Genomic DNA, 25770 nt, shown 5'->3' on the forward strand with positions numbered 1-25770 from the left:
CTAATAGAGGAAACGTGCAGGAGAACAGTTGATACCGCCTGATACCTGCCCGCTCGCCGGGAGCATATGCTCCCGGCAGCGCTGCGTCATTTATTCTTGAGGGTATCGATCGTGAAGGCAAACAGATTTCTGCAGAGCTGCAGTCTTCTCAAATAGACCTTTTTCTGAGTCTCCTCAAGCTGTTCTATCCTTAACTTGAGCTTATCGCATCGCTCAACGAGAGATACAAGCTCCTCCTTCGGAAGTGTCATGGCCTGATCGGTCTTTGCGCAGATATCATCGAACTCTGCCTTCCAGTCGTCTTGACCAAAGGCAGCCGCACCGCAGCAAAGGACAGCGGCGACCACCAGGGCCATTATTGCCTTGTGCAAAACGAAATGGTTCATTACTGTCTTATGCCGGGATGACATGCCTTGCAGTCGTTCATCGGAAATGCCACGGTCAGGTGGCAAACTCCGCAGAACTCTCCTTTCAGATTTCGATCCATAGCGAAATGCTCTGTGGTCTTTTTCTTGATATTGAATATGTCCGGATGACAGTTGTTGCAGTCGAGCCACTTGATATGGGCCTTATGCGAAAAAACAGCTGGCGGTATATTGGCCCAATTTGCCGCAAGCTCAAGATTCTTGTCAAAGGAGACATCCGAAGGCTTGAGCGTGAGGTAGTGGAGCGGTGCTATCAGCTCCTTATCAATGGCACGTCTCCAGTTCACGCCATTGCCCAGGCCGGTCTTGGGCAATGTCTTCGTAAGCTCCTGAAACCGCTCTTTGCCGTATCCCCTGTTATTGTTGTGGCACTTCTCGCAGTCAGCCTTGTCCTGATGGCCAAAAGCGACCTTGCCGTCATGGCAGCCGCCCGCTCCGCAGTACCGGCCGGATCTGTTGGCCGCCTCGGTGATCTCGGTCGTATTCACCTTCATATTGAATTCAAGCTCGAAATGGCAGACCCTGCAGGTATGCTTCCTGCGATGAACCCAGTGAGAAAATGCAGCCGGCTTCACGCCGTTCTTCTCAGATGTCCGGCTGATCAGAATGTTGCCGTATTCCTCCTTCGGCAGGGCATTGGGGAAGGTCCACCACGAGTTGCCCGCAGCCATCAGACCTGTTGGCAGGACAAGCGCCGCAAGGATGCAAAATAGCAGTGCGTATCTCATGAAACCTGTTTGGTGTGGCATCGCTGGCAGTCCAGTAAGGGGAAAGCGACATTGATATGGCAGACACCGCAATACTTTCCATTAAATATCTCGGGCATGGAATACTTTGTCTCTCCCTTTTTGACCCCGACAAAGATCTCCGGGTGACAGACTTCGCAGCCGTTCCAGACCGTATGCTTCTTGTGCGAGAAGATGATCTCCGGCATCTGGGCAACCTTGGGATTGAGCGAAAAGTCCTTCTGCACCGTCAGCGCCTTCCGTTTGATCGAGACCCCCTCGATAAAGTCTATGAGCCTGATGTGGCCCTCCTCCTCTGCCTTTTCCCAGTTGATACCGTTGCCGAACCGCTCTTTCGGAAATTTTTCGGTAAAGGCATAAAAATCATACTGCTTCTTGACAGTCTTGCCCTGAGAATGACAGCGGTCGCATGTGCCCTGATTCAGTATCACCTTGGCGCAGGATTCAAAGACCTTTCGGTCACTGACCGCCATTTTGCCGTTATGACAGGTCCCGCAGTAAAAGCCCCTCATATTATCGGCAGCCTTGATGCCGGTCTGCCCGGCCTTCATCGCAAACCCGATATCCACATGGCAGAGTCTGCAGGTGAATTGCGAGCGGTGGACCCAATGATCAAAGACAACCGGGGCCAAGCCTGCCTTTTCAGAGTTGTTTGCAATTATAACTCTGCCGTATTCGGGCGGCTGCGGCCTCTTTTTCTTAACGCCGCCCTGGGCAAGGGCAAGGCCGACCGTTACAGCAATGATCATGATTACTGCAAAAAAACGTTTCATAACCCCTCCGAACAATAGAATATGACTCATAATACTCCAGATCAGACCTTCGTTCAAGCTTATTTTGTTATAAGTTATCAGGAATTAGCGGAAAATAGCTTGACAACAACATATCATTATAATAATATGTTGTTATGTTACACGATGCAACGCATGCGTTACAAAATAAAACAGTTGACCGCTTCAACCAGGAGAAGCTTTATATCCAGCTCACGAGAATACTCCTTGACCAGATCAGCTCAGGCAACTGGAAGCTCAACGACAGGATACCTTCAGAGGATGAGCTCAGCAAAACCTATCATATCAGCAAGATCACCGTTCGTCAGGCTATAAATAATCTCACGTCAGACGGTTATCTGATGAAGATCCAGGGCAAGGGCACCTTTGTTACCAGCGTTATGCCTGTCGTCGGTCTTGCCATGAGGACCCGATTCACAGAAGAGATGTTCGGCGAAGAGGTGCAGGTCACGAAAGAGCTGCTCTATAAAGGCACTATTGACCCTCCTTCAGAGGTCAAGGCATATCTAAGAACCGGCGACCCTATATACCAATTTCTCTGCAGACGTATTGTGAACAGCAATCCTGCGTATCTGGATGAGTCATATGTTCCGTATCCCATGCTTCCGGGCATAGAAGGCATTGACATCATCAATGCCTCGCTCTACGCCATCCTGCAGGAAAAGGCGGTCATGAAGATCTTCAAGATGATCCAAACCGTCGAAATCCTGAATGTTGACGAAAGCTCAGCAAAATATCTTGATATTCAACCGGGCGTCCCTGCGCTTGCAGTCCACAGACTCCTGCTCAGCTCAGACAGTACGCCGGTTGGGTACACCCGCTTCATCGGCCGCAGCGACAGATACAAGTTTCAGACAGAATTTGAAAGGATAAGATAAAAATCATGATAAAGGAGGAAGGTTTAATGGTAAAGCAAAACGTAAAAACAGTGCTGTTACTGCTGGTTATTACAGGCTTTCTTGTATTGGCCGGCTCTGTAATGGCATCGACCGAACCGGTGGCAGCAGCACCGGCGGCAGTTCAGTCATCCATGCCGTGGTGGGGGTGGCCACTGCTTCTGTTCGTCGTAACATTTGTTCTGGGTATCGTGGCTGTATTAGGGGGCGTCGGCGGCGGCGTGCTCTTTGTTCCGATCATAGGAGGCTTTTTCCCGTTCCATATCGACTTTGTCAGAGGAGCAGGCCTTCTGGTTGCCCTTGCCGGTGCACTTGCCGCAGGCCCCGGTCTTCTGAAAAAAGGCATGGCTGATCTCAGACTCGCCCTGCCTGTTGCGCTGATCGCATCGTCCTGCGCCATAGTCGGCGCCATGATCGGCCTTGCACTGCCGGCGAAAGTGGTGAATATCGCTCTCGGCGGCACGATCCTCGGTATTGTGGCTATCATGCTCATGGCAAAGAAGTCAGAATATCCTGATGTACAGAAGCCGGACAACCTTTCAACAGCTCTCAGGATCAGCGGCGTCTATTACGAACCTTCATTAGGCGAAAACATCAACTGGCAGATCCACAGGACACCTCAGGGGCTTGCAACCTTCATTATCATCGGCGTGATGGCAGGCATGTTCGGTCTCGGTGCAGGCTGGGCCAATGTGCCGGTACTTAACCTTATGATGGGAGCACCTCTGAAGGTCTCGGTTGCAACGAGCAAATTTCTGCTTTCGATCACCGACACCTCTGCTGCCTGGATCTATGTCAACAACGGCGCAGTGCTGCCGATGATGGTCGTCCCCTCGATCATCGGCATCATGTTAGGCTCGATCGTCGGCGTAAGGATACTGGCAAAGACAAAACCTGCAGCGATCCGGTATATGGTCATCGGTCTGCTGTCATTCGCAGGACTGAGAGCATTGCTCAAAGGTCTTGAAATCTGGAATTAGGGAGAAAACCATGGCTGATAAATTACAGGCAACAGAAGAACAGCTTGAATATGCAAAACTTCTCAATATCGGCATGAAGCTCGGACTGCTCATGCTCCTCATCTCCTTTACGATCTACGTTCTCGGCATCTTCACCCCTCACGTGCCGGTAGGCGACCTGCCGAAGTACTGGTCCATGCCGGTCAAGGATTACCTCAAGGCAACAGACATTCATACCGGCTGGTCCTGGATCCATCTGTTGGGCAAGGGAGATTTTCTCAATTTCGTGGGCATCGCTTTCCTCTCAGGCGTCACGATCCTCTGTTACATAAGGATCATCCCGATCCTCTTTAAAAAGAAAGACACGGTCTATGCAGTGCTCGCCATCATCGAGGTGCTCGTGCTGGTGCTGGCTGCGTCGGGCGTACTTAAAGCAGGAGGTCACTGATATGACAGATGCATGTCCCATAACCGGACTCAAGAATATTCTGATCGCAACCGACGGGTCGCTCCATAGCGAAAAGGCATTGCATGAGGCGATCAATCTTGCCAAGTCTTGCGGCACAAAACTGCATGTCATGTCAGTGGTCGAGGTGAACGAAGAATATGAGGCGCTTGCGCCCCAGGTCGTAGAAAAGGCTGACGAGGAAGCAAAGATGTTCCTCGACGCAGCGCAGAAATGCGCCGAGCGCGAGAAGGTCGATGTCAGCATCATAGTACACCGGGGAGAGGACCCCGCTCATTTTATTGTCGAAGAGGCAGAGAAGCTGAAGGCCGATATGATCGTAATGGGCAAGCACGGCAGAAGAAAAGGTCTGAAAAAACTTTTTGTGGGAAGTGTCACCGCCAAGGTTATCTCTCATGCGCATTGCAAGATACTGGTCGTGCCGAGCTGAACATATATTTACATCAACCTGTTATAACAAAAAAGCCCCGTTCGTCGGGGCTTTTTTGTTATAAGCTCTCGCAGCAGAGATTCTGTTTGCGTTCTATCCTGCTGTCAGACTAACAACCATATCAGTCACAAATCTCTTGAATGAATCGTTCTGAACAAACTGCTTGTAGAATTCAGTGTCGTCTTTCAGCAAAGGGCCGACCACGCGCATTAGGGCAGCGTCCAACTCAATTCGAGCAGCGTTCGGCGTGTTCTTCTTTGCATTTTGATAGGGTTGATCTCCTGCTACTTTTGGAGCAATGTCTTCGGTGATCCGGCGGATAATACGATCGCCGTCGGTAAAGAGAGTTCCGAATTGTTCATTGAACACCTTGAGGATATTGCTTAGCCGGTCCATTTCAGGCTCAGATTTTTTGCGACCTTCGTCAACCGGCATAGGGTTGATCTCTGCGTTCTCGTCAGGGAGTACAATTTTCATGGCAGCCTTCTTCTCGGTTCTGTAGCTGTCCATGTCGATAGATGCGAGGATTCCCCTGGAAAGGTCTTCGTCCTTGGGCGCAGGCAGTTTCGGTATGAGAAATGTCAGGAATATAGAGAGTTTTTCCCACCCTGCGTTGTTGTATGGAAGAATCGACGCAAGGAAGTCATATGTACGGGTAAAGGCCTTGGCGTTGCCCTTGAACTCCACCTGCCCATCCTCGTCGAGTCGCTCTTTGTAAACCGCCACACATATGTCGAGAATTGGGTCCAGCTTATCCCTGTCAGCCCCCTCAAGGTAAAGTGATACAAGCTTTTCGATCTGATCAGGGGCATAGACCTGATAGCTATCCAGCACCATCTTTAAGTCGTGGAGTTTGTTTGGATCTGTCTCCTCGCTGAGAACGGTAGTCCGATAATAGTCTGCAAAGGCCTCTGTAATAGTCTTTGTGTCGTTCATAAAATCCAGAACAAATACGTCGCGCTTAATATTCCCAAGCGCACGATTCAGTCGAGAGAGAGTCTGCACGGCCTTGATGCCGGACAATATCTTGTCCACATACATTGTGTGGAGCAAAGGCTCATCATATCCGGTCTGGAACTTATCCGCACAGATGAGGAAGCGATACGGATCTTCCTGAATCTTATCCGTTATATCATTACTCGAAAAGCCATTTAGCGATGCCTCGCTGACCTTCGCTCCGCCGTATTCATGCTCTCCGGAAAAGGCGACGATGGCCTGATAGGGGCTTTTCCGTTCCTGGAGATACTCGCGGAAGGCATGGAAATACTGGATGGCCCGTTCGACACCGCTGCATACTACCATTGCCCGTGCCTGACCGCCGATTTTATTCATGCCGATTATCTGTTCATGAAAATGGTCTACCATGATTTCGGCTTTCAAGCGGATAGCGTGAGCGTGACTCTCCACATACCGACGCAGCTTCTTTTTCGCCCTCTTTGTATCAAACTCCGGGTCAGCCTCGACGGTTTTTACCAGCTTGTAATAACTGTCGACTGGGGTATAGCTTTTGAGTACATCGAGAATGAACCCCTCCTGTATCGCCTGCTTCATAGTGTAGCTGTGGAAGGGATGATGCTTGATCTTGCCTTCCTCGCCCGGACCGGGCTCGCCGAACATCTCCAGAGTCTTGTTCTTGGGCGTGGCGGTGAAGGCAAAGTAGCTCGCATTAGGGAGCATCTTGCGCGCTGCCATGCGTTTTTCCAATGCATCGTTGATCGTGTCTTCCGGATCGGACAGCACCTCACTCAGAGCCGCAGATGTCTTGCCCCCCTGACTGGAATGGGCTTCGTCAATAATGATGGCAAAGCTTCGGCCCCGATGTTCGTCCCCGATCTCATCAAGGATAAAGGGGAACTTCTGCACTGTGCTGATGATAATCTTCTTGCCGCTCTCAATAAAATTCCTCAGGTCGCCAGACCGAGCGGCGTGTCCAACAGTGGACGCAACCTGCATAAACCCCTTGATCGTGTCCTTGATCTGCTTATCCAGGATTCGCCGGTCGGTAATGACTATCACCGAGTCAAATATATTTTTCTCATCCTTGCGTAACCCAATAAGCTGATGTGCAAGCCATGCGATAGAGTTCGACTTTCCACTCCCGGCAGAATGCTGGACGAGATACCGCTTTCCGGCGCCTCGTTCCGCTACATCGGCTAAAAGTTTGCGCACCACGTCGAGCTGGTGATATCGTGGAAAAACCTGCTTTAACCTCTTTTTCCCTGTCTTCTCGTTCTTCTCTTCAACAATCTGGGCATAGTTTTCTATGATGTCGGTGATACCTTGCGGGGTCAGAATCTTCTTCCACAGATAATCAGTCTTTAACCCATCCGGGTTAGGAGGATTACCCGCACCGTCGTTCCACCCTTGGTTGAGCGGAAGGAACCACGAACCCCTGCCCTTAAGATGTGTGCACATCCGTACCTCGTGATCATCCAAAGCGAGATGCACTATGCAGCGCCCGAACTCAAACAGCTTTTCTCTCGGATCGCGATCACGTCGGTATTGCTCGATGGCATCCTCAACTGTCTGCTTTGTCAGGCTATTTTTCAACTCGAAAGTGGCGATGGGCAGGCCATTGATAAACAGGCACAGGTCCAATGCCCGGCGTGTTTCGTCAAGGCTATAGCGAAGCTGGCGGGAAATACTAAATCGGTTGGCAGAGAATAACAGAGCCGCCTTGTCATTGCCCGGCGACGGTGTGCCATAAAACAGGTCAAAAGAAAGCGCCCCATGTCTGATGCCGTGCCGCAGCACGTCAATCACTCCGCGCTTGGCAATCTCACCGCTTAAACGAGCGAAAAACTTCAGACGTGCAATATCCTTTGTGTCTTTGTAATTTCCGAAACCGAGTTTTTGGAACTCATCAGGTTGGGTATCCTTAAGAAAGGCAAAGAGTTGTACCGGATCAAGCGCGTGAGCCCGATCGTAGGAGCCGGCATCCCCTGCAAACCAACCGCTGCCAGCGGCAGGAATATGAGGCTCAGCTGCCTTTTCGACATCAGCCTCCGGCGCCAAGCCATCGGTCCCGGTCATGTAACGCATGATCAGAGTTTCGAGGCCTTTTTCGCTGGTGTCGGTGTTCAGTTTGCCTCCTGTTCCTGCATTTCCATCAAGTAAATTATTACTTTAATAACGAAGACTTACGCCTCAGCGTCCGCCTGATTAGGCCTCTCCAGTCAACTACCCGTCAACTAAAAACCATATACTTAACACATTGAATTTACAGCATTTTCCTGCTTCCCATCCCACAGTAATGACTATCCAGTCTACTACCTGTCAACTAAATTTCTACACCCAGTAAGGAACATATTTCCTCAACTTTGGTGCGGCATCTTCGTCATAGGGTCTTATTGCATTTGCCTCCAAGGCCTCTCTAATATATCGTGAGGCCATGGCTTTATTCGAGGGCTCAATGCCGAAACGACCCCGAACCGACGTGTTGGTCATGTAATCCCTATTTACATACCGAAGGCAAGCATGAAGATAACAAGCACGGACGCGGTCCGCCTTGTCCATTTTTGCCAAGGGCCTATGAGCAAATAGCACTGCTTTAGTATTATCGTCAACCACCTCGAAAGCAGGTGCTGGAAGCTGGTAATACTCTGTCTGAAATACCACTTTATCAACTCCACTTCCACGTTCTTCGCAAACACCGATGCGCCGCATGAAGGAAGCGAGAGCCTCATTACGGGAGCGCGGCGGCGTGTCGAGAAATCTTTCAGTTTCAACAAGTGGTTTGCCTGGATTGGATATCTCCATTCTGTCACCGAAAATCTCCACCATCGGTCCACTTCCGGTGATGAAAAAATCTTGATGAATTAAAGCATTCACAACCAATTCTCTTACGGCAAGCTCGGGATACATGGGCACAGTTTTCCGGAGGGCCTGTTCGATGACCTCATTGGTCGGTATCAGACCGTTGATGAACCCGATTAGCCTCTCAAAGCCAGTTGCATATCCTTTTGTGCCTTCCTGTTCGCGAATAGTCTCTACACGGCTGTTGCCCTTATAAACAATGACCCTCACAGCCTTGCGCTTGAGGGAATGGAAATCCCCCAGTTTTTTTGCCAGAAGAATGGCTCCCAGATTCGTAATGTTCCACTTGCCACTGTCTGTTCGGACAATCAGCTCGTCAGCAGCCAGTGCCTGGAGGATGCCAGCGCGCGCTTCAGGAAGCGGGATTTTCAAGAGATCAAAGTATATGGAATAGTCCAGCAACTTAAGCACTTCCTCGGTTGGAAGTTCCTCAGTAGCCACAAGTTTTTCAAAGGGTGTTTGGTCGAAGATGCGCCACAATGCACGCTCTTTTTCTGCAAACTCTTTCAGCCTCTTCTTATAAGAGCCGACCCGAATAAACTCCTGGCCCTTAAATTGGACGGGATGTCTGAAGGCTCGCCCGACTTCAAGCAATACAATTGAAGCCCCATTAACTTCAAACTCGAAAAAGCGAAAGTGGATCTTCGGCGACAACAGCCTTAACAACCAGTTCTCAAGTTCTTCATTGCCGATCTTCGCTGCGGAGGGAGAAAAGGTTGTGCCGACAATGTCATGAGAACTGTCTTCAATGCCCCAAACGAGATAAGCAAAAGCTTTCCCGCATAACGCAGCGGAATTAGCCAGTGCCGATTGATACTCGCCGATATCCTCTGGTTCAGCGTCATTCCGCTTGAACTCCACCCATTCTGTTTCTCTGGGAAGCTTGCACAGTTCATGAACAAGGCTGATCAGATACTCAGGCGTGCGGTCTGTAGTCATGTCTTTGCGTTCTCAGTTCCTGCATCTATCTCCGGCAAGTCAATTGGAAATGCCCAGGCCTCGTAACCTTCCACCAAAGTAGCGAGCAGCTCAAGCTCGGTGCCTTCCGGTGTATTGGGAACGGCATCGAAAATCTCTTCAATACGAGTCAGCGCTGCCTTATAATCAGCCTCAGCTTTTATAATTTTAAGTTTCATCATTTTCGTTTATCAATTCCCGTTTAATTTTAACACTTCTGCAACAAAGCAGTATCACGATATTACGCTCACTCGACTATCTCCTCCATTTCATCGGCGCCTTCAACCTCATCAAATCCTTCGGGGAGAGTCTCTTGCTCAACTTCCGCTGGCAGCTTCTTCGCCGCTTCACGCACATCCAGTTTGCCCGTCACAACATCGGCGATCAGCCGGGTGCGGTACTCGCGGAGGCGGGCGATTTCTCGCTCGGTACGGGAGATGGCGGCGGTGAGAGGAACTGTTGTCTCTTCAATATAACGGACGATAACGCATTGTTCATCAATTGGCGGCAGAGGAATTCCCATTGCACCGATACGTTCCACATTCAAGTTGCCTTGGGTGTTCACAGGTGCCTCCCTAAGCAGGTCTGGTTTCATACAGAGGAAAACCGAATAGAGATAATCCTGGTTGATTTCCTTAAAGGGCACAAATCCGACAATGGAGTCTGGAAAACACGCATCAAAAGTCAAAACCGCCACGTTTCCGATATTAGCTGCTATCGTCATTACCAGCGTGCCTTTTGGAAAGAGTTTGCTCACGGCCAAGCCTTTTTCGTTAAGTGTCTGAGTGTAGCTGGCAATAAACTTCTTTGCTTGCGCCACCGCTCCTGTTTGAATAAATGGATAAATACCGTCATAAAGCGACTGGTCATTACGAGGTCGGTGAGAGAACTTACCGCGAAGAATCCTTGATGTTTGCTTTACTCGCCTTGATTCCCAATGCTCAGGTATATCCCCAAGCCAGGGAATGCCAGAGGGTTTAAGTGGGACGGTTAGATCAAGGCCACGGGTGACGGCGCGGTGGATAATGGCCTGCTTCTGCTCATTCAGCAGCGCGATCACCTTCCGTTTCGCTCTAATGGTACGATCAAGCCGACGATTTGCGTGGTTGAGAAACCGCACGATTGTGACTTGCTCGTCGAGGGGTGGCAGAAGTGATTCAAGCCGGTAAAGATCGTCGGAGTAGAGACGAAGACGGCTCTCAACCACACCGGTTGAAACAGCCTTGATGCGACCCTTATAGATCGGCGATCTTAGAAGATGATGGAAATACCACGGGTGAGCCTCCTGCCCAAAGCGATAGACGCAGTACGCAGGACTTGCAATGCCCACATAGCGTGATATACCGAGGCTTCCGTTCCATGCCAGCATTATGTTGATGACCAATTCGTCTGGCTGCACAACTTTGTAGCCGACAAGGGATTCTGCTCGCGTATCTGGTTCGTCTATTCCGTTAACACTGAGACGCTTGGTAACACCCGTATATTGAGAAACTCGGAGCAATTGTTCTTTACCGCCGGTTGATCGCAAATCCTTCTCGCGAAGGAGATATTTCATTCGTCTCACTACCCAATGCTTCGGCACCTGACCCAGCCAATCCGTGCCCGACGCCCTATATTCAGCATAGGGTTTGAGATTGGCGATCATTTCGTCGCTCCCTTTAGAAGTTCATCAAGCAGTCCTTCGGCTTCTTGTTCCACGGCGAGAATATCGGCTCGGATTTCATCCAGCGTTCTTAAAGGCTGGGGCTTGTAAAAGTGGCGGGCAAAGCTGATTTCATAACCGATCTTTGTGGCGTCTTCCTTTATCCATGCATCGGGCGTGTATGGCAACACTTCGCGGCGAATGAATGCTTCGATGCCGCCAGGCTCAATGAGCGGTATCTGCTCAGTGTCGCGCAGGTCGCTGTCAGGCTCGTATTCGACAATACATTTCTTGCCGTCTGATTTTGACTCATATCGGCCGTGTAAGGGATTGGCTTTAATTTTGCCGGGTTTGTGCACCTTGGTAATGACCGGAGGTGCAGCTTCAACTCTCCAACTTACGGCACGGAGGATAATCTTCAAATCACTTGCAGAGACTTTTTGCCCACGATTCTTAAGCGCCGTTTCAACAACCTTGCGAAAAACATTATGATCTTCGAAAAGATCACCGCCAAGCTCCTGCCTCAGGTCTGTAGCAATCTGCACCAGCCGGGCATCACGCTCCCATGTCTTTGCATCGATGAGTCTCTTCTTTTTCTTTTCCGGAATTCCCTTCGTCATAGTCGCGCCATCTTCAGCATCGTCCTCTTCATCGCCCGCGCCCCAGTCCGCCAGCCGTTTCGACAAGGCTTCCTCTACTCTGGCAAAGTCCTCAAACAGTGCATCGCCGAACTCGTCATAAAGCTGAGAGCGGATCTCTTCGTCCCCGGAAGCAAAACGCAGCGATTCGATGGCTTTAACTGTAAGCTGGCTGTGCAGGCGCAACGGACGCTCCACAACAACTTTCCAATAGCCGAAGTGCTCGTTGGGGAATAGCTTCGACTGCTCTGTTTCCTCAAAGGTAAGATAGGTATCGCAGATGCGTTTTATGTCTTCCTCTGAAAGCTCGCAGTTCTTCTTACCGAGATTCTTTCTCAAAGGCTTAAACCACTGAGTAGCATCTATAAGCTGCACCTTGCCTTTACGATGTTCAGGCTTCCGGTTCGTGAGCACCCATATATATGTTGCGATGCCGGTATTGTAGAAAAGGTTCAGAGGCAGGGCGACAATTGCCTCAAGCCAATCGTTTTCGATGATCCATCTGCGGATGTTACTTTCACCCTGCCCTGCGTCACCGGTAAAAAGAGAGGAACCGTTGTGAACTTCTGCTATGCGACTGCCAAGCAGGGTCCGGTGATTCATCTTACTGACCATATTTGCGAGAAAGAGCATCTGGCCGTCACTGGAGCGGGTCACGAGGGAGTAGTCGGGCTCGTCAGCGTGGGTGATCTTGAAGCGCGGATCGCGCATGCCGTCTTTACCGCCCATAGCTTCGAGGTCTTTTTTCCAGCTCTTGCCGTAAGGCGGGTTGGAGAGCATAAAGTCGAACTCCTGTGCAGGAAAGGCATCGTGCGAAAGTGTAGACCATTCGGCGCCGCCGATAATGTGGTCAGCGTTCTCGCCTTCACCTTTAAGCAGCATGTCAGCCTTGCATATTGCATAGGTCTCAGGATTGATCTCCTGCCCATAGAGATGCGTAATAACTTGCTTGCCGTGTTTGACTGCAAGGCTTTGAAAAGTTTCCTCTCCCTCGGTCAGCATGCCGCCAGTTCCGCACACTCCATCGTAGAACAGGTATGATCCGGACTGTATCTTGTCGGCAATGGGCAGAAAGATAAGGTTTGCCATCAATTTGACCGCGTCGCGTGGTGTCCAGTGTTCACCAGCTTCTTCGTTGTTCTCCTCGTTAAATTTGCGGACGAGTTCCTCGAAAACAGTACCCATGGAATGGTTGTCCATGACTGGCTGCTTTACCGAGCCGTCGTTATTCAGCACAGGATTAGGACTGAGATTAATATCCGGATCGAGAAACTTTTCGATCAGCGTGCCGAGGGAATCGGACTTCGAGAGCGTGGAGATCTGGTTGCGGAATTTGAAGTTTTCAAGGATGTCCTGAACGTTGGGAGAGAAGCCGTCGAGATAGGCTTCAAAGTCGGCCTTGAGCTGCTGCTGGCTGCCACGGGATTGCAGATCGCGAAGTGTAAACTTCGAGGTATTGTAGAAAGCCTGACCGGCAGCCTGACAAAGTGCGGCGCGTTGCTCGGTGATACCAGCCTTGTCGAGCATCTCCTTTGTTTCGAGCACAGCTTTTTTCGTTGGCTCCAGCACTGCATCGAGCCTGCGAAGGACACACATCGGTAAAATAACGTCGGGGTATTTGCCACGCTTGAACAGGTCGCGGAGGACATCGTCAGCAATGCCCCATATGAAGGAAACGATCTTGTTATGTGCGGCCTGGTCCATGTCAGTTGAGATTTCCTTTAATTTTACTTTGGATGATAGCATATTGACCAGTTCTTTAGAATAAAAGAATTGATCAATTCTCATTAAATAATCAGCCGTAGGTGGCAACAATACTAATGATAAAGGAGCTCTTGATCGATTCTGGCCCCGGCATCTAAAAATAATACCTATTGTGCCTAACTGAATATCTTCTTAACAATGCCTTGCCGTCCATTAAGGCTTTCTTTTTGCTATAATCTCCCTAACACAAAGGAGGGCATTCAATGATTTCCCATATTGTCATCTGCACAGACGGTTCTGAATATAGTGAGGGGGCTGTCCGCGAAGGCATCGGCCTTGCAAAGAAGAACAATGCGCGGGTCACCGCTCTTTCGGTCATAGATTTCAATGCGGAATTCGACGCGCTTGCGCCTGATCTTCTCGAAAAGATGGAGGAACAGGCTGCAGGCCATGTTCGTGCAGTGAAAGCTCTTGCTGAAAAGGAAGGTCTTGTCTCCAATGCCTTTGTCGTAAGAAGCGAGAACGCCTATCTTGCAATCGCAGAAGAGGCAGCGAAGCTCAAGGCCGACATGATCATCATGGGAAGGCGCGGTAAGACCGGCCTGAAGCGGCTGCTCGTCGGCAGTGTGGCAAAGAGGACCATCGGCCATGCGCACTGCAATGTGCTGGTGATCCCGCGCAACGCCGTCCTCACCTGCAAAAATATCCTTGTCGCCACAGACGGCTCAAAATTCAGTGAGGCAGCAGCAACAGAGGCTGTTGGCATGGCAAAGAACTGCCGCGCGGAACTTATTGTCGTGACTGCGGTGCATGCCGAATCTTTGGCGCCGCTTGATGTCGTCAGCTCGCAGATGCAGAAAGACCTGATCGCAGGCGTGGAGATGGCAGCAGCAGATAAGAGCATTACGTTCGTGAGGGAGCTTGCAGAAAAAGAACAGGTAAAGATCTCTGCCCTTACCTATGCGGGCAGCCCGGCAGATGTGATCATCCATACTGCCCAGGAGAAGAAGGCCGACCTCATTGTTGTCGGGAGCCACGGCAGGACAGGCATTGACCGGCTGCTTCTGGGCAGCGTGGCCGAACGGGTGATCGGCACCGCAGACTGCGCAACACTGGTGGTCAAGGGCTGAAGAGTTCCTGCAGTTACTCCTCTTCCAGCCCGTATTTCTTAAGTTTTCTCCAGAGCGAGACCCTGTCAATGCCGAGGATCTGTGCAGCAATGGTCTTGTTGCCGCCCACCTCATGCAGCACCCACTTGATATAGGTCATCTCCTGGTCGTCAAGAGACGGATACTTGCCTTCTTTCTTTCTGAAGGTCCTGATGCTCAGTTCTTTAAGGTCCTCGGGAAGATGCGCGGTCTCAACCACACCGTCGTGGCTGAGTGCAATGCCCCGCTCAATGATGTTCTCGAGTTCTCTCACATTACCCGGGAAATCATAATTCATAAGGAGAGCTATCACTTCCTGAGAGATTTCCGAAACAGCCTTTTTCTGCATCACGCTGTGCTTATTCAGGAAATAGTAGCTGAGCAGCGGTATATCGTCCTTCCTCTCTGAAAGAGGCGGTATCCTGAATGAAACAACATTGAGTCTGAAATAGAGGTCTTGCCGGAACTGACCCTCCTTGATCATCTCGTGAAGATCACGGTTCGTGGCTGCCAGGAATCTTACATCGATCTTGATCGGTTCCGTGCTGCCGAGCCTGAGCACTTCCCGTTCCTGGATCACCCGCAGAAGCTTGACCTGCATAGAGGGAGGCATCTCCGTGATCTCGTCAAGGAACAGGGTTCCGCCTTTCGCCATCTCTATAAGACCTTTTTTCAGGCTCATTGCGCCGGTAAATGCCCCTTTCTCATGTCCGAAGAGCTCATTGGTCAACAGTTCCTCTGTAAAGGCCCCACAGTTGACGGCAATAAACGGGCCGTCAGCCCTCTGACTCATAAAATGCATATACCTGGCTAACAGTTCCTTGCCGGTGCCGCTCTCGCCCGTAATGATCACGCTGCAATCGGTCGGCGCAATCTGACGGGCTGTGTCCAGCAGCCTCTGCATATTAGGATTCTGGGTGATGAACTTCACCTTGCCTGCAAACTTCTCGATCTGCTCCCTGAGCTGATGGTTCTCCTTCTTGAGCGCTACCTTCTCAAGGGCTTCTTTAACCACCTTGCGAACCTCGTCAAGCTTAAAGGGCTTGGTCACGTAGTCATAAGCCCCCTTCTTCATCACCTGGATAGCAGACTGAAGGCTCGCATATCCCGTGATCATGATCACTTCCGTATCAGGAGAAAGCTCCTTGCAGCGCTTGAGAATCTGGTTGCCGTCAACTTTTTCCATCTTAAGGTCTGTAAGCACAAGATCGAACTGCTGCTCCTCAAGAAGCTTAAGAGCATTCTGACCGCTCTGCGTGGAGGTGACCTCATACCCTTCTTTTTTCATAATATGCTCCAGATTGCGCAGCGCGATCTGTTCATCATCAACGATCAATATCCTGTTTCTATTGCTCACGCTATATCTCCCTGAAAGGCAGTGTGATCGTAAAGGTAGTACCTTCACCATGGTCGCTCTCGACCTCTATCTTTCCCTCATGGTCCTCAATGATCTGACGCGTAATGAAGAGACCCAGCCCGGAACCCTTCCCATCTTCCTTCGTCGTATAAAAAGGATCGAATATGGTTGCAAGCTTGTCCTGGTCTATACCGGTACCCGTATCGCAGATCCCGATCCTCACGACCCCCTCATCCCTGAACTCCCGCGCCGAGATCGTCACTGAGCCCTCTTCCGCAATGGCATCGACAGCATTTTTGACAAGATTAAGGATCACCTGCTCAATGCGCTGTTTGTTGACAAAGACCCAGATACGCTCCGGAATGCTGGCAGTGACCGTGACCTTTGCGGGCAGTTCGCCATGTATCAACCTGATGGCCTCGTCCACGATGTATTTAAGGGCATAGGGCTTCCGCTCAAACTCGGTCTTTCTGGAAAAATCAAGGAGAGACTTTGACATGGTCCTGGCACGCTCGATCTCGTCGTGGATCTGCTGGAGAAGGAGCTTCTTATAGTCCAGGTCTCCTTCAGCGATCTCCTCCTGAAGGATCTGACAGGAGCTGTAGATATTGGAAAGAGGATTATTAAGCTCATGGGCAACTCCCGATATCATCGTCCCGAGCGAGACCAGCCTTTCAGACTGCATCATGAACTTCTTCTGCCGCAGTTCGATCTCATGGATCATTCTGCTGCAGGCGCTGCTCAGGGAAACGATCTCCGTATCAGGCGACTGGATCTGAAGTTTCTCGAACTTCCCCTCAGCAATGCGCTGCATGTTATCTTCCAGGTCCTTAAGAGGCCTCACCACCATTTTGGAAAAATACTGGCCTATGAGCACACCTGCCGCGATCACCAGGATCACGGATACTAAAATAACCTTCTTTGAGAAGGAGATCATCTCAAGGATATAGCTGCGTTCAGCGATCGCTATGCCCTCGGTTGCCTCTACAATTTTCTTCCCCGTCTCCCTTATTGAATTTTCCAGCCCTTCTGTTGAGCCGTCACCCTGCAAAAACTTCTCCTTATGGTATCGGCTGAGCAGCCCCTTATATGTCCGGATATGTCCCTCGATGGCGCCGACATCCGTGGAAGGGGAAAGGTTCTTGATCGCATCACTGTTCGTATGAAACAGTCTCTCTACCTTCTCCGTGTAGTGAAAGTTCTCCTCATACTCACGTTGTTCCCGGTAAAGAAAATAGTTCTTTTCAAAGCGCCGCATCTCAAGGGTCGCCTCAAAGATATCGGAGATAATGAAACTGAAGGTGAGTTTCTTGTCGATGGCACGAAGATTAAAGTAATTCAGGAACGCAATGAAGATGATCATGGCGATACAAATATAATATCCATACCGCACCTTGTTCTGGATACTGGACCGCCCGCTGAACATAGGCGATTGTAGCACTATCATATTGCATTTTGCAATGTGCTTACTGTTTCTGCAACAGACCTTCAAACCCATTGATATCGCATACTAATTTATAAAATAACTTCTCACGTGTTGCAATAAGCAACTCATGTATTTCTCGGCTGCGGTGCTGCTTCGCATGCTGGTATCCTGCAAATTCAAGCACTTGCTCATGCCCGGGAGGGTTGGCACGGATCGTGAAATAGAAGGCAAGGACGTTTCCTTGAAACAGACATTCCAAGAAAGCGGAGAATGACCGAGATGTTGAAAGACCGGAGGACAGCAGCATGAACAACGAACGATTCGACGACCTGATGTCAGCGGCAACATTCGCGCAGGCAGGAGAACACGAAGAGGCGCTGAGGCTGATGCGGGGCAGGGACAGTGTCCTGCTTGCGGTTTCTGACGTTTACTTCGATACGAGCGTATTCTCCTATGCACTGAACATATGCAAGAGGACTGCGGCAGGCCTCGCTATCCTCTATCTCACCAAAACAGAGCTGCATAAGGATGAAATTCAGGAATTCACGGCAAAGGCATCCCGCGAAGGCATTACCTGCTCTGTCATAAAAAAGGACGGCTGCATGAAGCAGGCGATCCTGGATCACACCACAAAGAACAAGGCGATACTTTTTGTGGTGGTCGGAACAACACCAGAGCTCGACATTGAGTGCAAGAGCGGAGAGAAGTCACTTTCAGAAGCATGGAAAAAATTGAAGTGCCCCCTGGTTCTGGTATCAAAAGGCGATATGCCTTCAGTTGCTTAATAAAAAACCATTCAATACAAAGGAGGACGCAGCATGAACGTAGCAAGAAGAGTTTACGAATTTCTCAAAATGGGCTCACAGGCCCACGCACAATGGGACTTTGAGGTGTCCATGAGCATTCTTAAAAGCAGGAAGAAGCTTCTGATCCTTTTGGCATTACTGCTCCCGATCTGTGCCGTATCGTTCCTTGAGGCAGGAGATATGATCGGCAGCAAGACCGCCTATGCACCGGCATTCTACTCAACCAACATATTCCTCATATCCATCGCAATAGGTCTTTGCGCAGGACTGATCACCGGCTGTATCGGTGCAGGGGGAGGCTTTGTGATCACACCGGCGCTCATGGCAGCAGGAGTAAAAGGCATCCTGGCGGTCGGCACCGACCTCTTCCACATCTTCGCCAAGGCGATCATGGGAACTGCTGTGCACAAGAAACTGGGCAATGTCTCGGTCAAACTGGCCATGGCGTTCCTGGTCGGCTCAGGCGCAGGCACGTTCATCGGCGGGTACATCAACAAGTCGCTGTATGACTATGATCCTCTGTTGAGCGAACTGTTCATCAGCCTGGTCTATGCCGTGCTTCTGGGATTTCTCGGCTTTTATGCCCTTATCGACTTCCTTAAAGCCCGGAAATCGAATGACACGGGCGATGCCCATGGCAGCAGTTCAACCGGCATGACCGGACTTGCCGTAGCCGTCCAGAAGGTGAAGATCGCCCCGATGATCACCTTTGACGAAGACTTTGTTCCGGGCGGCAGGAAGATATCAGGCGTTATCGTAGCATTGGGCGGCATTGTCGTCGGACTTATGGCAGCGATCATGGGCGTTGGCGGCGGCTTTATCACCTTCCCCATGTTCGTCTATGCATTCGGCGTCTCTTCCATGACAACGGTCGGCACCGACATCCTTCAGATCATCTTCACCGCAGGACTTGCTGCGATGCCTCAGTATGCCATCTACGGATACGTATTCTACACATTGGCCATGGGTATGCTCCTCGGTTCGCTTATCGGCATACAGGTCGGCGCGCTCACCACAAAGGTCGTAAAAGGCATCCACATCAGAGGCTTCTATGCAGTATCCATACTCGCCGGCTTCATCAACAGGGCAGCAACGCTTCCGAAAAAACTGGTTGAACTGGAATACGTGAACATGTCCAAGCCGGTCGTAAACATGATCGAATCGGTCGGCAATGTAGTGTTCTGGGTAGTTGTCAGCTTCTTCGCAATCTGGGTAATCGGTATGTTTGTGGCCAATATCGGCAAGCTGCGCGGTGAGGACGAAAGCGTCGTACCAGTTCTGGTCAAGGAGGAGGCATAACATGTTAATACGCAACAAGAAGATGTTCAGTATAGGATCTTTTCTCGCAACGACATTCCTGGGCGTACTGCTGCTGATCTTTTCGCCGGTGTTCAACGGCAAGAACGGTCTTCAGTTCGCTGATGACAGTTTCAACAGACTCTCCAAGGGATCATCCTATTTCATACCAAAGGTGTCAAAATCTGTTGAAAAGGTCATCGGCAAACAGCTTTCGCAGGTCATAACATTCGATAAAGCGGATGACGCCCAGACCGCGGCAAAACTCTTCTCTACTGCCGGCGCAAAGACAGAAGCACAGGAAACGAAGGTTTCGCTGGAAGGCGACCTGGCTGCAATACTCAAGAGCACGGTTGCCGATGCAGACGCCATGTTCAAGAATGACGGCAAGGTCGTTGCCGACAAGTACGGCATGGACGAGAAGAAGGCCATGAAGAGCTGGTGGATGGCGCTCGGCAAGATCGAGAAGAATATGAAAAAAGAAAAGCAGATCGAGGAAGCAAAGGTAGTCTCAGAGGTCAACAAGAAGGCGGTCGAGCCTGCATATAACTTCTATAAGATCGAAGGCGAAAAAGTCGCTGACCACGCAGGCATGCTTTCCGGCCTTCTTATCTTCTATGTCGCATACACCATGTGGTGGGGATATTCGATCTTCTATCTGTTCGATGCATTCGGTCTCAGCATGAAAAAAGCAAAGGTCAAGAAGGAGGCTTAGGCCGACTTTCTGAGGGGCGCGAATGACCATGGAACGTTACAGAAAGATACTTGTCGCAGTCGACGGCTCTGAATCAAGCAGGAATGCGTTCAGGCAGGCCTGCAGGATCGTAAAGCACGACAAGAGCTGGATAACGGCTATCACGGTCATTCCGCCCTATCAGGACCAGTTCCAGACCCTGAGCATCAAAGAAAAAGTGAGCAAGGCTCTCAGGGATGACGGTGACAGGATCCTTGCTGATATTCAGAGCATCGCAAAGGAAGAGGATGTATACGTCAAGTTCAGGCTTGAAGAGGGCAGTCCTGTTGACTCTATCCTCGACATTGCCGAGGAGAACTTCTTCGATCTTGTCGTAACAGGCCGCAGGGGCATGACCCGCACCGACAAATCGCTCATAGGCACTGTTACCGGACGGATCATCGGACACAGTACTTGTGATGTCCTTGTTGTCCCCCGGGACACGAACGTGACATGGAACACCCTGCTGGTGCCTACCGATGGTTCCCGGTTCAGCGAAGGCTCAACCGGAAAGGCTATCGGGCTTGCAAAGGTCTACGGTGCGCAGTTGAAGATCATCTCCATTGTGGACGTTACGGATGAATTCCAGGCGCAGGCTCCTGATGCCGTTGAAAGTCTCGTGAACCAGGCCAGGCAGCATGTTGAAGATGTCGCCGAAAGGGCAAGAGAACGGGGTCTGCAGGCCGACACCTTTGTCAGGGAAGGCGAGTCCTACAAGGTCATCACCGCCCTGGCAAAGAAACAGAACGCGGACATGATCATTATGGGAAGCCACGGAAGGACCGGCGTCAAACGGCTCTTTATGGGCAGTGTTACCGAAAAAGTGATCGGCCATGCACCCTGTCCGGTGCTTGTGGTCAAGATGTACGAACCCTAACAACTTCTTACCAGGAGGATACCATGAAAGGCCTGAGTGAAAAATTCGAAAAGATCATGCTGGCAATCACCTTCGCTGAATCCGGTGAGCACGAAACTGCACGGGAATTCTTAAGAGAAGCCGACCGCAAGGACATTGACCGGCCGACAATAGCAAAAAGGCCGAGGAAAGAGTATCGGGCAGAAACCCCGGGGAGATAATCAGAACAGCTGCATACCACAGACAAACAGCTGACATTTTCAGATGACGGCGTGCGTTGCCGGGATAAGACAGGCAAGGCACACCGTCATATATAGCGGATGATTATCTCATTCCGCTCTCAATGCCTCTATCGGGTCAAGACTCGCAGCCTTTACAGCCGGGTACACACCGAATATCAGGCCGATCACGGCCGAAAACAGGAAGGCCGCCATGATCGCCGGAAGGGAAAGACTCAAAGACCATCTCGTGAAATAGGATGCGCTCACGGACAGCACCACGCCAAGCAGTATCCCGATGATGCCTCCAAGCAGGCTCAGTGTCAGTGATTCCGCGATAAACTGGAGCAGAAGATCTCTTTTCAGCGCCCCAACCGCCCGTCTCAACCCGATCTCACGCGTTCGCTCCTTTATCGATATGAGCATTATCGCAAGAATACCGACACCGCCGACCAGGAGGGATATGCCCGCAACCGTGCTCAGCAGGTTTGTGAAGGTCTGTGTTGTCTCTCTTTCACTCTTCAATATTTCTGTCTGGCTCTGGATCGTGAAATCATCAGGTTTGCCGCTCAACCGGTGCTTTTCCCTCAGAATCTCTGTTATCTCCGAGGCCGCTTTTTCTATATGCCGGGAACTCTTTGCCTGTACATAGATATTGTTGATGTACGTGATATTGAGAAGGCGTCTGAGGGCGGTATTGATCGGTATGTAAATGACATCGTCCTGGTCGGCTCCGACAAGATCCGTGCCTTTTCTGTCGAGAACGCCGATCACATCGAACGAGACCTTTCCGATGCGGATACCCTCACCGACAGGACTTCTGTTCCCAAAAAGATTTTTCACTACAGTCTCGCCGACCACCGCGACGCGCTGGGCTGTTCTGTCTTCGTCATCCGTGAAGAACCGGCCTCTGGTGATGCGGAGGTCCCGTACCGGGATGACTGCCTCTGTTGTGCCGATAATGTTCGTTGTCGTATTTACCGCTTCGTATTTGACAAGCATTTTTTTACCCTGTGCAGGGGCGGCCGCCTTTATGTTCTGTGCCTCCTCTGTTATCGCCCTGGCATCTCTCATGGTGAGGGTGGAAACGTTGCCTGTCTGCCGCTGCCGTCCGGCGATCGTCTTCACCTGCCCTGCGGTCACCATGACAAGGTCTGTCCCCATAGCACGTATCTTCGAGAGCACCTGCTGCTGTGCGCCGTCGCCGAGCGCCACCATTACGATCACAGAGCAGATCCCCACAACGATACCGATCATCGCAAGGGCAGTCCTCAGTTTATGACTGAAAAGAGCCTTGAAGGCTATTCTTGTACCTTTAATTAGTTTCATTCTGTTTGTAAAGCGTTCAGCTATAAGCTTTCAGCGATCAGCAAAAAAACCGGGAGATGCTGCTTCTTCTCCCTATTTTTAAAGCTGATCACTGATTGCTGAACGCTAATGGCTATCCCCTTATCGCATTCACAGGATCGAGCGCAGCGGCGCGTTTTGCCGGCTGAATTCCGGCAATAAGACCGACAGCTGTTGAGAAGACAATGGCAAGCGCAAAAGGCTCCCAAGACAGCACTACCGGCATTTTTTTCATTGCCGACATGCCCTGTGAAACAAATACGCCCAGAACAGATCCGATGATGCCTCCCCCGATGGTGACGAACAGCGCCTCACCAAGGAACTGTTTCTTTATATCGCCCGCTGTGGCACCGAAGGCCCGCCTGATGCCTATCTCCTTTTTCCGTTCATTGACCGAAATGAACATGATATTGGCGATAACAATACCGCCGACCGCAAGAGAGATCAACGACAGCAGGGCGAGAAATGTCCCCAGAGTCTTTGAAACTCCCTTGGCCATAGTTGCCATGGACATCGTATTCGTCACCCTGAAATCGTCTTCCTGGGGCGGTGTGATATGGTGGCGCTCCTTCAAAATTGCCGCGACCGACCTTGAGACCTCATCAAGTCTTGACGCATCGTCAATATATATCCTGATCATCCCCACATAGGTCACATTGAAAAGCCTCTTCATGGCCGTGGCAAGAGGGACCATTACCCTTCTGTCCATGTCCATGCCCATGGGGCTTGTTCCGCGCTTGCTCAGGACGCCGATGACCTTGAAATTCGTGTTATTGACCCTTATTGTTTCCCCTACCGGGTCCTGGTCGCCGAATAACTCTTTCACAACGGTCTGACCGAGCATACAGTTCTTGGACATGGAGGCGTTGTCTTCGTCACTTATGAAATCGCCCGCCGACGCATACCACTGCCAGGCGTCTGCAAATTCAGGCGTCACCCCCACCACCGGGGCTGTTGCATTCCTGTTCCCATAAATAATGCTCTGTTCGAGATTTGTCGTAAAAGAAGACAGCGCTTTAATTCCCTTTATCGACTCCCTTATGGCATTGGCATCCTCAAGTGTCAGGGTGGTCACCTTGTCGTCAGGTGGTCCGAACATCTTCCCCCCTCCGGCGGAGACCATGACCGCATTCGGTCCGAAACTCTGAATGCCTGTCATGACCTTCTTCTGCATGCCTTTACTGGCGGACACGATAACGGTCAGTGTTGCGATCCCGATTATGATACCGAGCATCATCAGGAACGTGCGCATCTTGTATTTCGAAAGTCCCTTCAGTGAAATAGTTATGACTTTTGAAAGAAGCATTATGCAGCCCTCCTTTCGTCGCTCAGGATCTTGCCGTCCTTCATTTTTATGATCCGATCCGCCTCTGCTGCGACATCTAATTCATGGGTGACAAGGACAATGGTGCGGCCCTCCCGGTTCAACTTTCTGAAAATATTCATGACCTCCTGACTTGACAGCGTGTCAAGGTTGCCGGTCGGCTCATCAGCAAGAATCAGAGCAGGGTCATTTACCAGTGCCCTTGCTATAGCAACCCTCTGCTGCTGACCTCCGGAGAGTTCGGACGGCACGTGGTCAATTCTGTCACCAAGACCCACGGCCTCAAGCGCTGCCTTTGCCTTTGCTTTCAGGTCAACATCCTCGGCCGAATAGATCAGGGGCAGCTCGACATTTTCGAGCGCAGTCGTCTTCGACAGGAGATTGAACGACTGGAAGACAAAACCTATCTTCTTGTTTCGCGTGCGGGACAGCTGGTCGTCGTTCATGCTTACAACTTCCGTTCCGTCGAGAAAATACTGTCCGTTGCTCGGCCTGTCGAGACAGCCGATAATGTTCATGAGCGTGGATTTGCCCATGCCGGACGGCGCCATGATCGCAACGAATTCACCTTTTCTGATCTCCAGGTCTATGCCCTGCAGCACCTTGACCTCCAGAGAACCATTTTTTTTGTATGTCTTTGTTATGCCTTTCAGTTCTATCATGGGTAAGTCTCCTTTATCAAAATCCTTCTTCTTTTTTTGTTATTTCCCCTGTTATGACGTTATCCCCTTCCTTCAGTCCTTCTACAATTTCCGTGTAAGCGCCGTCCTTCCATCCGGTCTTGACGGCTTTCTGTACCGGTTTATTATTTTCAAGCACCGTAACGACCTTCTTTCCGCCTTCTCTTTTTATCGCTTTACTGGGGACTGCAAGCACATTCTCGCGCTTATTCAAAAGTATCGTGGCATTCACAGTCATGTCGGGCTTCAGCTTGCCCTCCGGGTTCTCGATGGAGATGACCGTTATGTAATAGACCACATTGTCCTGGATCGTCGCCTTCGGATATATGGCGGTAACCTCGCCCCTGAAGTCCTTATCGGGGAATGAATCAACGGCAAAGGTGGCCTCAAGTCCTGGCTTTATCTTGCCGATATCGGTCTCATCGACATAGGCATAGATCTCAAGACGGTGCAGGTCAACGATCGTAACGAATGTCGGGACATTCAGAGCTGATGCCGATATCGTCTCTCCCTGCTGGGTGGCCACAGAGGCAATGACACCGGATATCGGAGCATATATGTTCGCATAGGACATCTGGGTTTCGAAGAACCTGATCGTTTCCCTGATCTGATTCACCTGGGCTGTCGTCACCCGGTAGTCCTTTTCCGCCACATCAACGATGTCTTTTGCAATATAGTCCTTCGCATAGAGGCTCTGCATGCGCTGGAGGTTCTTCTGTGCAAGATCAAGGGTTGCCTCATTGATCCTGAGGTTCATCTTCGTCTCATTGACCTTTGCCTGAAGGTCCTCCTGCTCAAGCCGCGCAATTAGCTGCCCCTTCTTCACCACATCCCCGATATTGGCATAGAGCTTTTCGACCCTGCCGGATATTCTGGCGCCGACCTTTACCTCTGCTCCGATCTTTGCCCTGATAACGCCGGTTGCCTGGACAGAGGAGGCTATATCGCGCCTTTTCACCGTCTCGGTCGGAACACTCACTTCTTTCCTGTCTTTAAATAAAGACATTTTGTACGCTCCGAATGAGACTGCAGCAGCAAGCACGACAATGATCATAACGATCCACTTCTTTTTCATGTAGTTGTTTCCTCCATCTTTTCTTTCCCTATGG

Annotated in this window: 24 protein-coding genes; 10 read left to right on the forward strand and 14 right to left on the reverse strand. The window is 50.6% G+C overall.

The annotated features are described in order from the left end of the window. Window positions 1–86: 86 nt before the first annotated feature. From HZB62_06175 to HZB62_06185, 3 genes are read right to left on the reverse strand one after another with little or no spacing between them, the layout of a single operon-like run. Window positions 87–386 (reverse strand): hypothetical protein, encoded by a 300-nt coding sequence (locus tag HZB62_06175; GenBank protein MBI5074737.1) that lies wholly within the window; start codon window positions 384–386, stop codon window positions 87–89. Then, a complete protein-coding gene (locus HZB62_06180) occupies window positions 386–1153 on the reverse strand; it encodes a hypothetical protein (GenBank protein ID MBI5074738.1) in 768 nt (255 codons plus the stop codon). The genes HZB62_06175 and HZB62_06180 overlap by 1 nt, the downstream gene beginning before the upstream one ends. Beyond that, the gene (locus tag HZB62_06185) at window positions 1150–1944 is read right to left on the reverse strand and encodes a hypothetical protein (GenBank protein ID MBI5074739.1); all 795 of its coding nucleotides are present in this window, start codon (window positions 1942–1944) and stop codon (window positions 1150–1152) included. Before HZB62_06185 ends, HZB62_06180 begins: the two co-directional genes overlap by 4 nt. A gap of 134 nt (window positions 1945–2078) precedes the next feature. Between HZB62_06185 and HZB62_06190 the strand changes: the two genes are divergently transcribed. Genes HZB62_06190 through HZB62_06205 form a run of 4 tightly spaced genes read left to right on the forward strand, consistent with a single transcriptional unit; the run spans window position 2079 to window position 4713 of the window. Next, window positions 2079–2840 (forward strand): GntR family transcriptional regulator, encoded by a 762-nt coding sequence (locus HZB62_06190; GenBank protein MBI5074740.1) that lies wholly within the window; start codon window positions 2079–2081, stop codon window positions 2838–2840. Between the two features lie 26 nt (window positions 2841–2866). After that, window positions 2867–3838: a sulfite exporter TauE/SafE family protein gene (locus tag HZB62_06195; protein ID MBI5074741.1), complete on the forward strand. Its 972-nt coding sequence runs from the start codon at window positions 2867–2869 to the stop codon at window positions 3836–3838. A 10-nt stretch (window positions 3839–3848) separates the two neighbouring features. Beyond that, window positions 3849–4265, forward strand: a complete 417-nt coding sequence (locus tag HZB62_06200; GenBank protein ID MBI5074742.1) for a hypothetical protein — start codon at window positions 3849–3851, stop codon at window positions 4263–4265. 1 nt (window position 4266) lies between these two features. After that, on the forward strand, window positions 4267–4713 hold the full coding sequence (locus HZB62_06205; GenBank protein ID MBI5074743.1) for a universal stress protein: 447 nt from the start codon (window positions 4267–4269) through the stop codon (window positions 4711–4713). 93 nt (window positions 4714–4806) lie between these two features. On the opposite strand, the gene HZB62_06210 is transcribed toward HZB62_06205, so the two are convergent. The 5 genes from HZB62_06210 to HZB62_06230 all read right to left on the reverse strand — a co-directional run bounded on the left by HZB62_06210 (window position 4807) and on the right by HZB62_06230 (window position 13470). Next, a complete protein-coding gene (locus HZB62_06210) occupies window positions 4807–7797 on the reverse strand; it encodes a type I restriction endonuclease subunit R (protein ID MBI5074744.1) in 2991 nt (996 codons plus the stop codon). 204 nt (window positions 7798–8001) lie between these two features. After that, complete coding sequence (locus HZB62_06215) at window positions 8002–9468, reverse strand: putative DNA binding domain-containing protein (GenBank protein ID MBI5074745.1); 1467 nt, start codon at window positions 9466–9468, stop codon at window positions 8002–8004. Then, on the reverse strand, window positions 9465–9665 hold the full coding sequence (locus HZB62_06220; GenBank protein ID MBI5074746.1) for a transcriptional regulator: 201 nt from the start codon (window positions 9663–9665) through the stop codon (window positions 9465–9467). The genes HZB62_06215 and HZB62_06220 overlap by 4 nt, the downstream gene beginning before the upstream one ends. Window positions 9666–9733: 68 nt before the next feature. Beyond that, window positions 9734–11131: a restriction endonuclease subunit S gene (locus HZB62_06225; GenBank protein ID MBI5074747.1), complete on the reverse strand. Its 1398-nt coding sequence runs from the start codon at window positions 11129–11131 to the stop codon at window positions 9734–9736. Further along, window positions 11128–13470, reverse strand: a complete 2343-nt coding sequence (locus HZB62_06230; GenBank protein ID MBI5074748.1) for an SAM-dependent DNA methyltransferase — start codon at window positions 13468–13470, stop codon at window positions 11128–11130. Before HZB62_06230 ends, HZB62_06225 begins: the two co-directional genes overlap by 4 nt. Window positions 13471–13733: 263 nt before the next feature. Here HZB62_06230 and HZB62_06235 point away from each other — a divergent pair, with 263 nt between their 5' ends. Further along, on the forward strand, window positions 13734–14600 hold the full coding sequence (locus HZB62_06235) for a universal stress protein (protein MBI5074749.1): 867 nt from the start codon (window positions 13734–13736) through the stop codon (window positions 14598–14600). A 13-nt stretch (window positions 14601–14613) separates the two neighbouring features. On the opposite strand, the gene HZB62_06240 is transcribed toward HZB62_06235, so the two are convergent. Together HZB62_06240 and HZB62_06245 are read right to left on the reverse strand one after the other, a co-directional pair. Further along, on the reverse strand, window positions 14614–16026 hold the full coding sequence (locus HZB62_06240; protein MBI5074750.1) for a sigma-54-dependent Fis family transcriptional regulator: 1413 nt from the start codon (window positions 16024–16026) through the stop codon (window positions 14614–14616). Then, window positions 15977–17422 carry a HAMP domain-containing histidine kinase gene (locus HZB62_06245; protein ID MBI5074751.1) on the reverse strand — a complete coding sequence of 482 codons (1446 nt, stop codon included), beginning with the start codon at window positions 17420–17422 and terminating at the stop codon, window positions 15977–15979. Before HZB62_06245 ends, HZB62_06240 begins: the two co-directional genes overlap by 50 nt. A gap of 284 nt (window positions 17423–17706) precedes the next feature. Between HZB62_06245 and HZB62_06250 the strand changes: the two genes are divergently transcribed. The 5 genes from HZB62_06250 to HZB62_06270 are packed head-to-tail and all read left to right on the forward strand — an operon-like array spanning window position 17707 to window position 21313. Then, on the forward strand, window positions 17707–18186 hold the full coding sequence (locus HZB62_06250) for a hypothetical protein (protein MBI5074752.1): 480 nt from the start codon (window positions 17707–17709) through the stop codon (window positions 18184–18186). Between the two features lie 33 nt (window positions 18187–18219). After that, window positions 18220–19506, forward strand: a complete 1287-nt coding sequence (locus HZB62_06255) for a sulfite exporter TauE/SafE family protein (GenBank protein ID MBI5074753.1) — start codon at window positions 18220–18222, stop codon at window positions 19504–19506. A 1-nt stretch (window position 19507) separates the two neighbouring features. Beyond that, window positions 19508–20218 carry a hypothetical protein gene (locus HZB62_06260; protein ID MBI5074754.1) on the forward strand — a complete coding sequence of 237 codons (711 nt, stop codon included), beginning with the start codon at window positions 19508–19510 and terminating at the stop codon, window positions 20216–20218. A 28-nt stretch (window positions 20219–20246) separates the two neighbouring features. After that, the gene (locus HZB62_06265; protein MBI5074755.1) at window positions 20247–21113 is read left to right on the forward strand and encodes a universal stress protein; all 867 of its coding nucleotides are present in this window, start codon (window positions 20247–20249) and stop codon (window positions 21111–21113) included. A 23-nt stretch (window positions 21114–21136) separates the two neighbouring features. Then, entirely contained in the window at window positions 21137–21313 is a 177-nt protein-coding gene (locus HZB62_06270; GenBank protein MBI5074756.1) for a hypothetical protein, read from the forward strand. A 108-nt stretch (window positions 21314–21421) separates the two neighbouring features. On the opposite strand, the gene HZB62_06275 is transcribed toward HZB62_06270, so the two are convergent. The 4 genes from HZB62_06275 to HZB62_06290 all read right to left on the reverse strand — a co-directional run bounded on the left by HZB62_06275 (window position 21422) and on the right by HZB62_06290 (window position 25736). Next, entirely contained in the window at window positions 21422–22639 is a 1218-nt protein-coding gene (locus HZB62_06275; GenBank protein MBI5074757.1) for an ABC transporter permease, read from the reverse strand. 112 nt (window positions 22640–22751) lie between these two features. Further along, window positions 22752–23963, reverse strand: coding sequence for an ABC transporter permease (locus tag HZB62_06280; protein ID MBI5074758.1), 1212 nt, complete (start codon window positions 23961–23963; stop codon window positions 22752–22754). Continuing rightward, a complete protein-coding gene (locus HZB62_06285; protein ID MBI5074759.1) occupies window positions 23963–24643 on the reverse strand; it encodes an ABC transporter ATP-binding protein in 681 nt (226 codons plus the stop codon). The genes HZB62_06280 and HZB62_06285 overlap by 1 nt, the downstream gene beginning before the upstream one ends. Before the next feature lie 16 nt (window positions 24644–24659). Continuing rightward, entirely contained in the window at window positions 24660–25736 is a 1077-nt protein-coding gene (locus HZB62_06290; protein ID MBI5074760.1) for an efflux RND transporter periplasmic adaptor subunit, read from the reverse strand. Window positions 25737–25770: the final 34 nt, after the last annotated feature.

The sequence above is a fragment of the Nitrospirota bacterium genome, from assembly GCA_016214855.1.
Taxonomy (GTDB): domain Bacteria; phylum Nitrospirota; class Thermodesulfovibrionia; order Thermodesulfovibrionales; family UBA6898; genus UBA6898.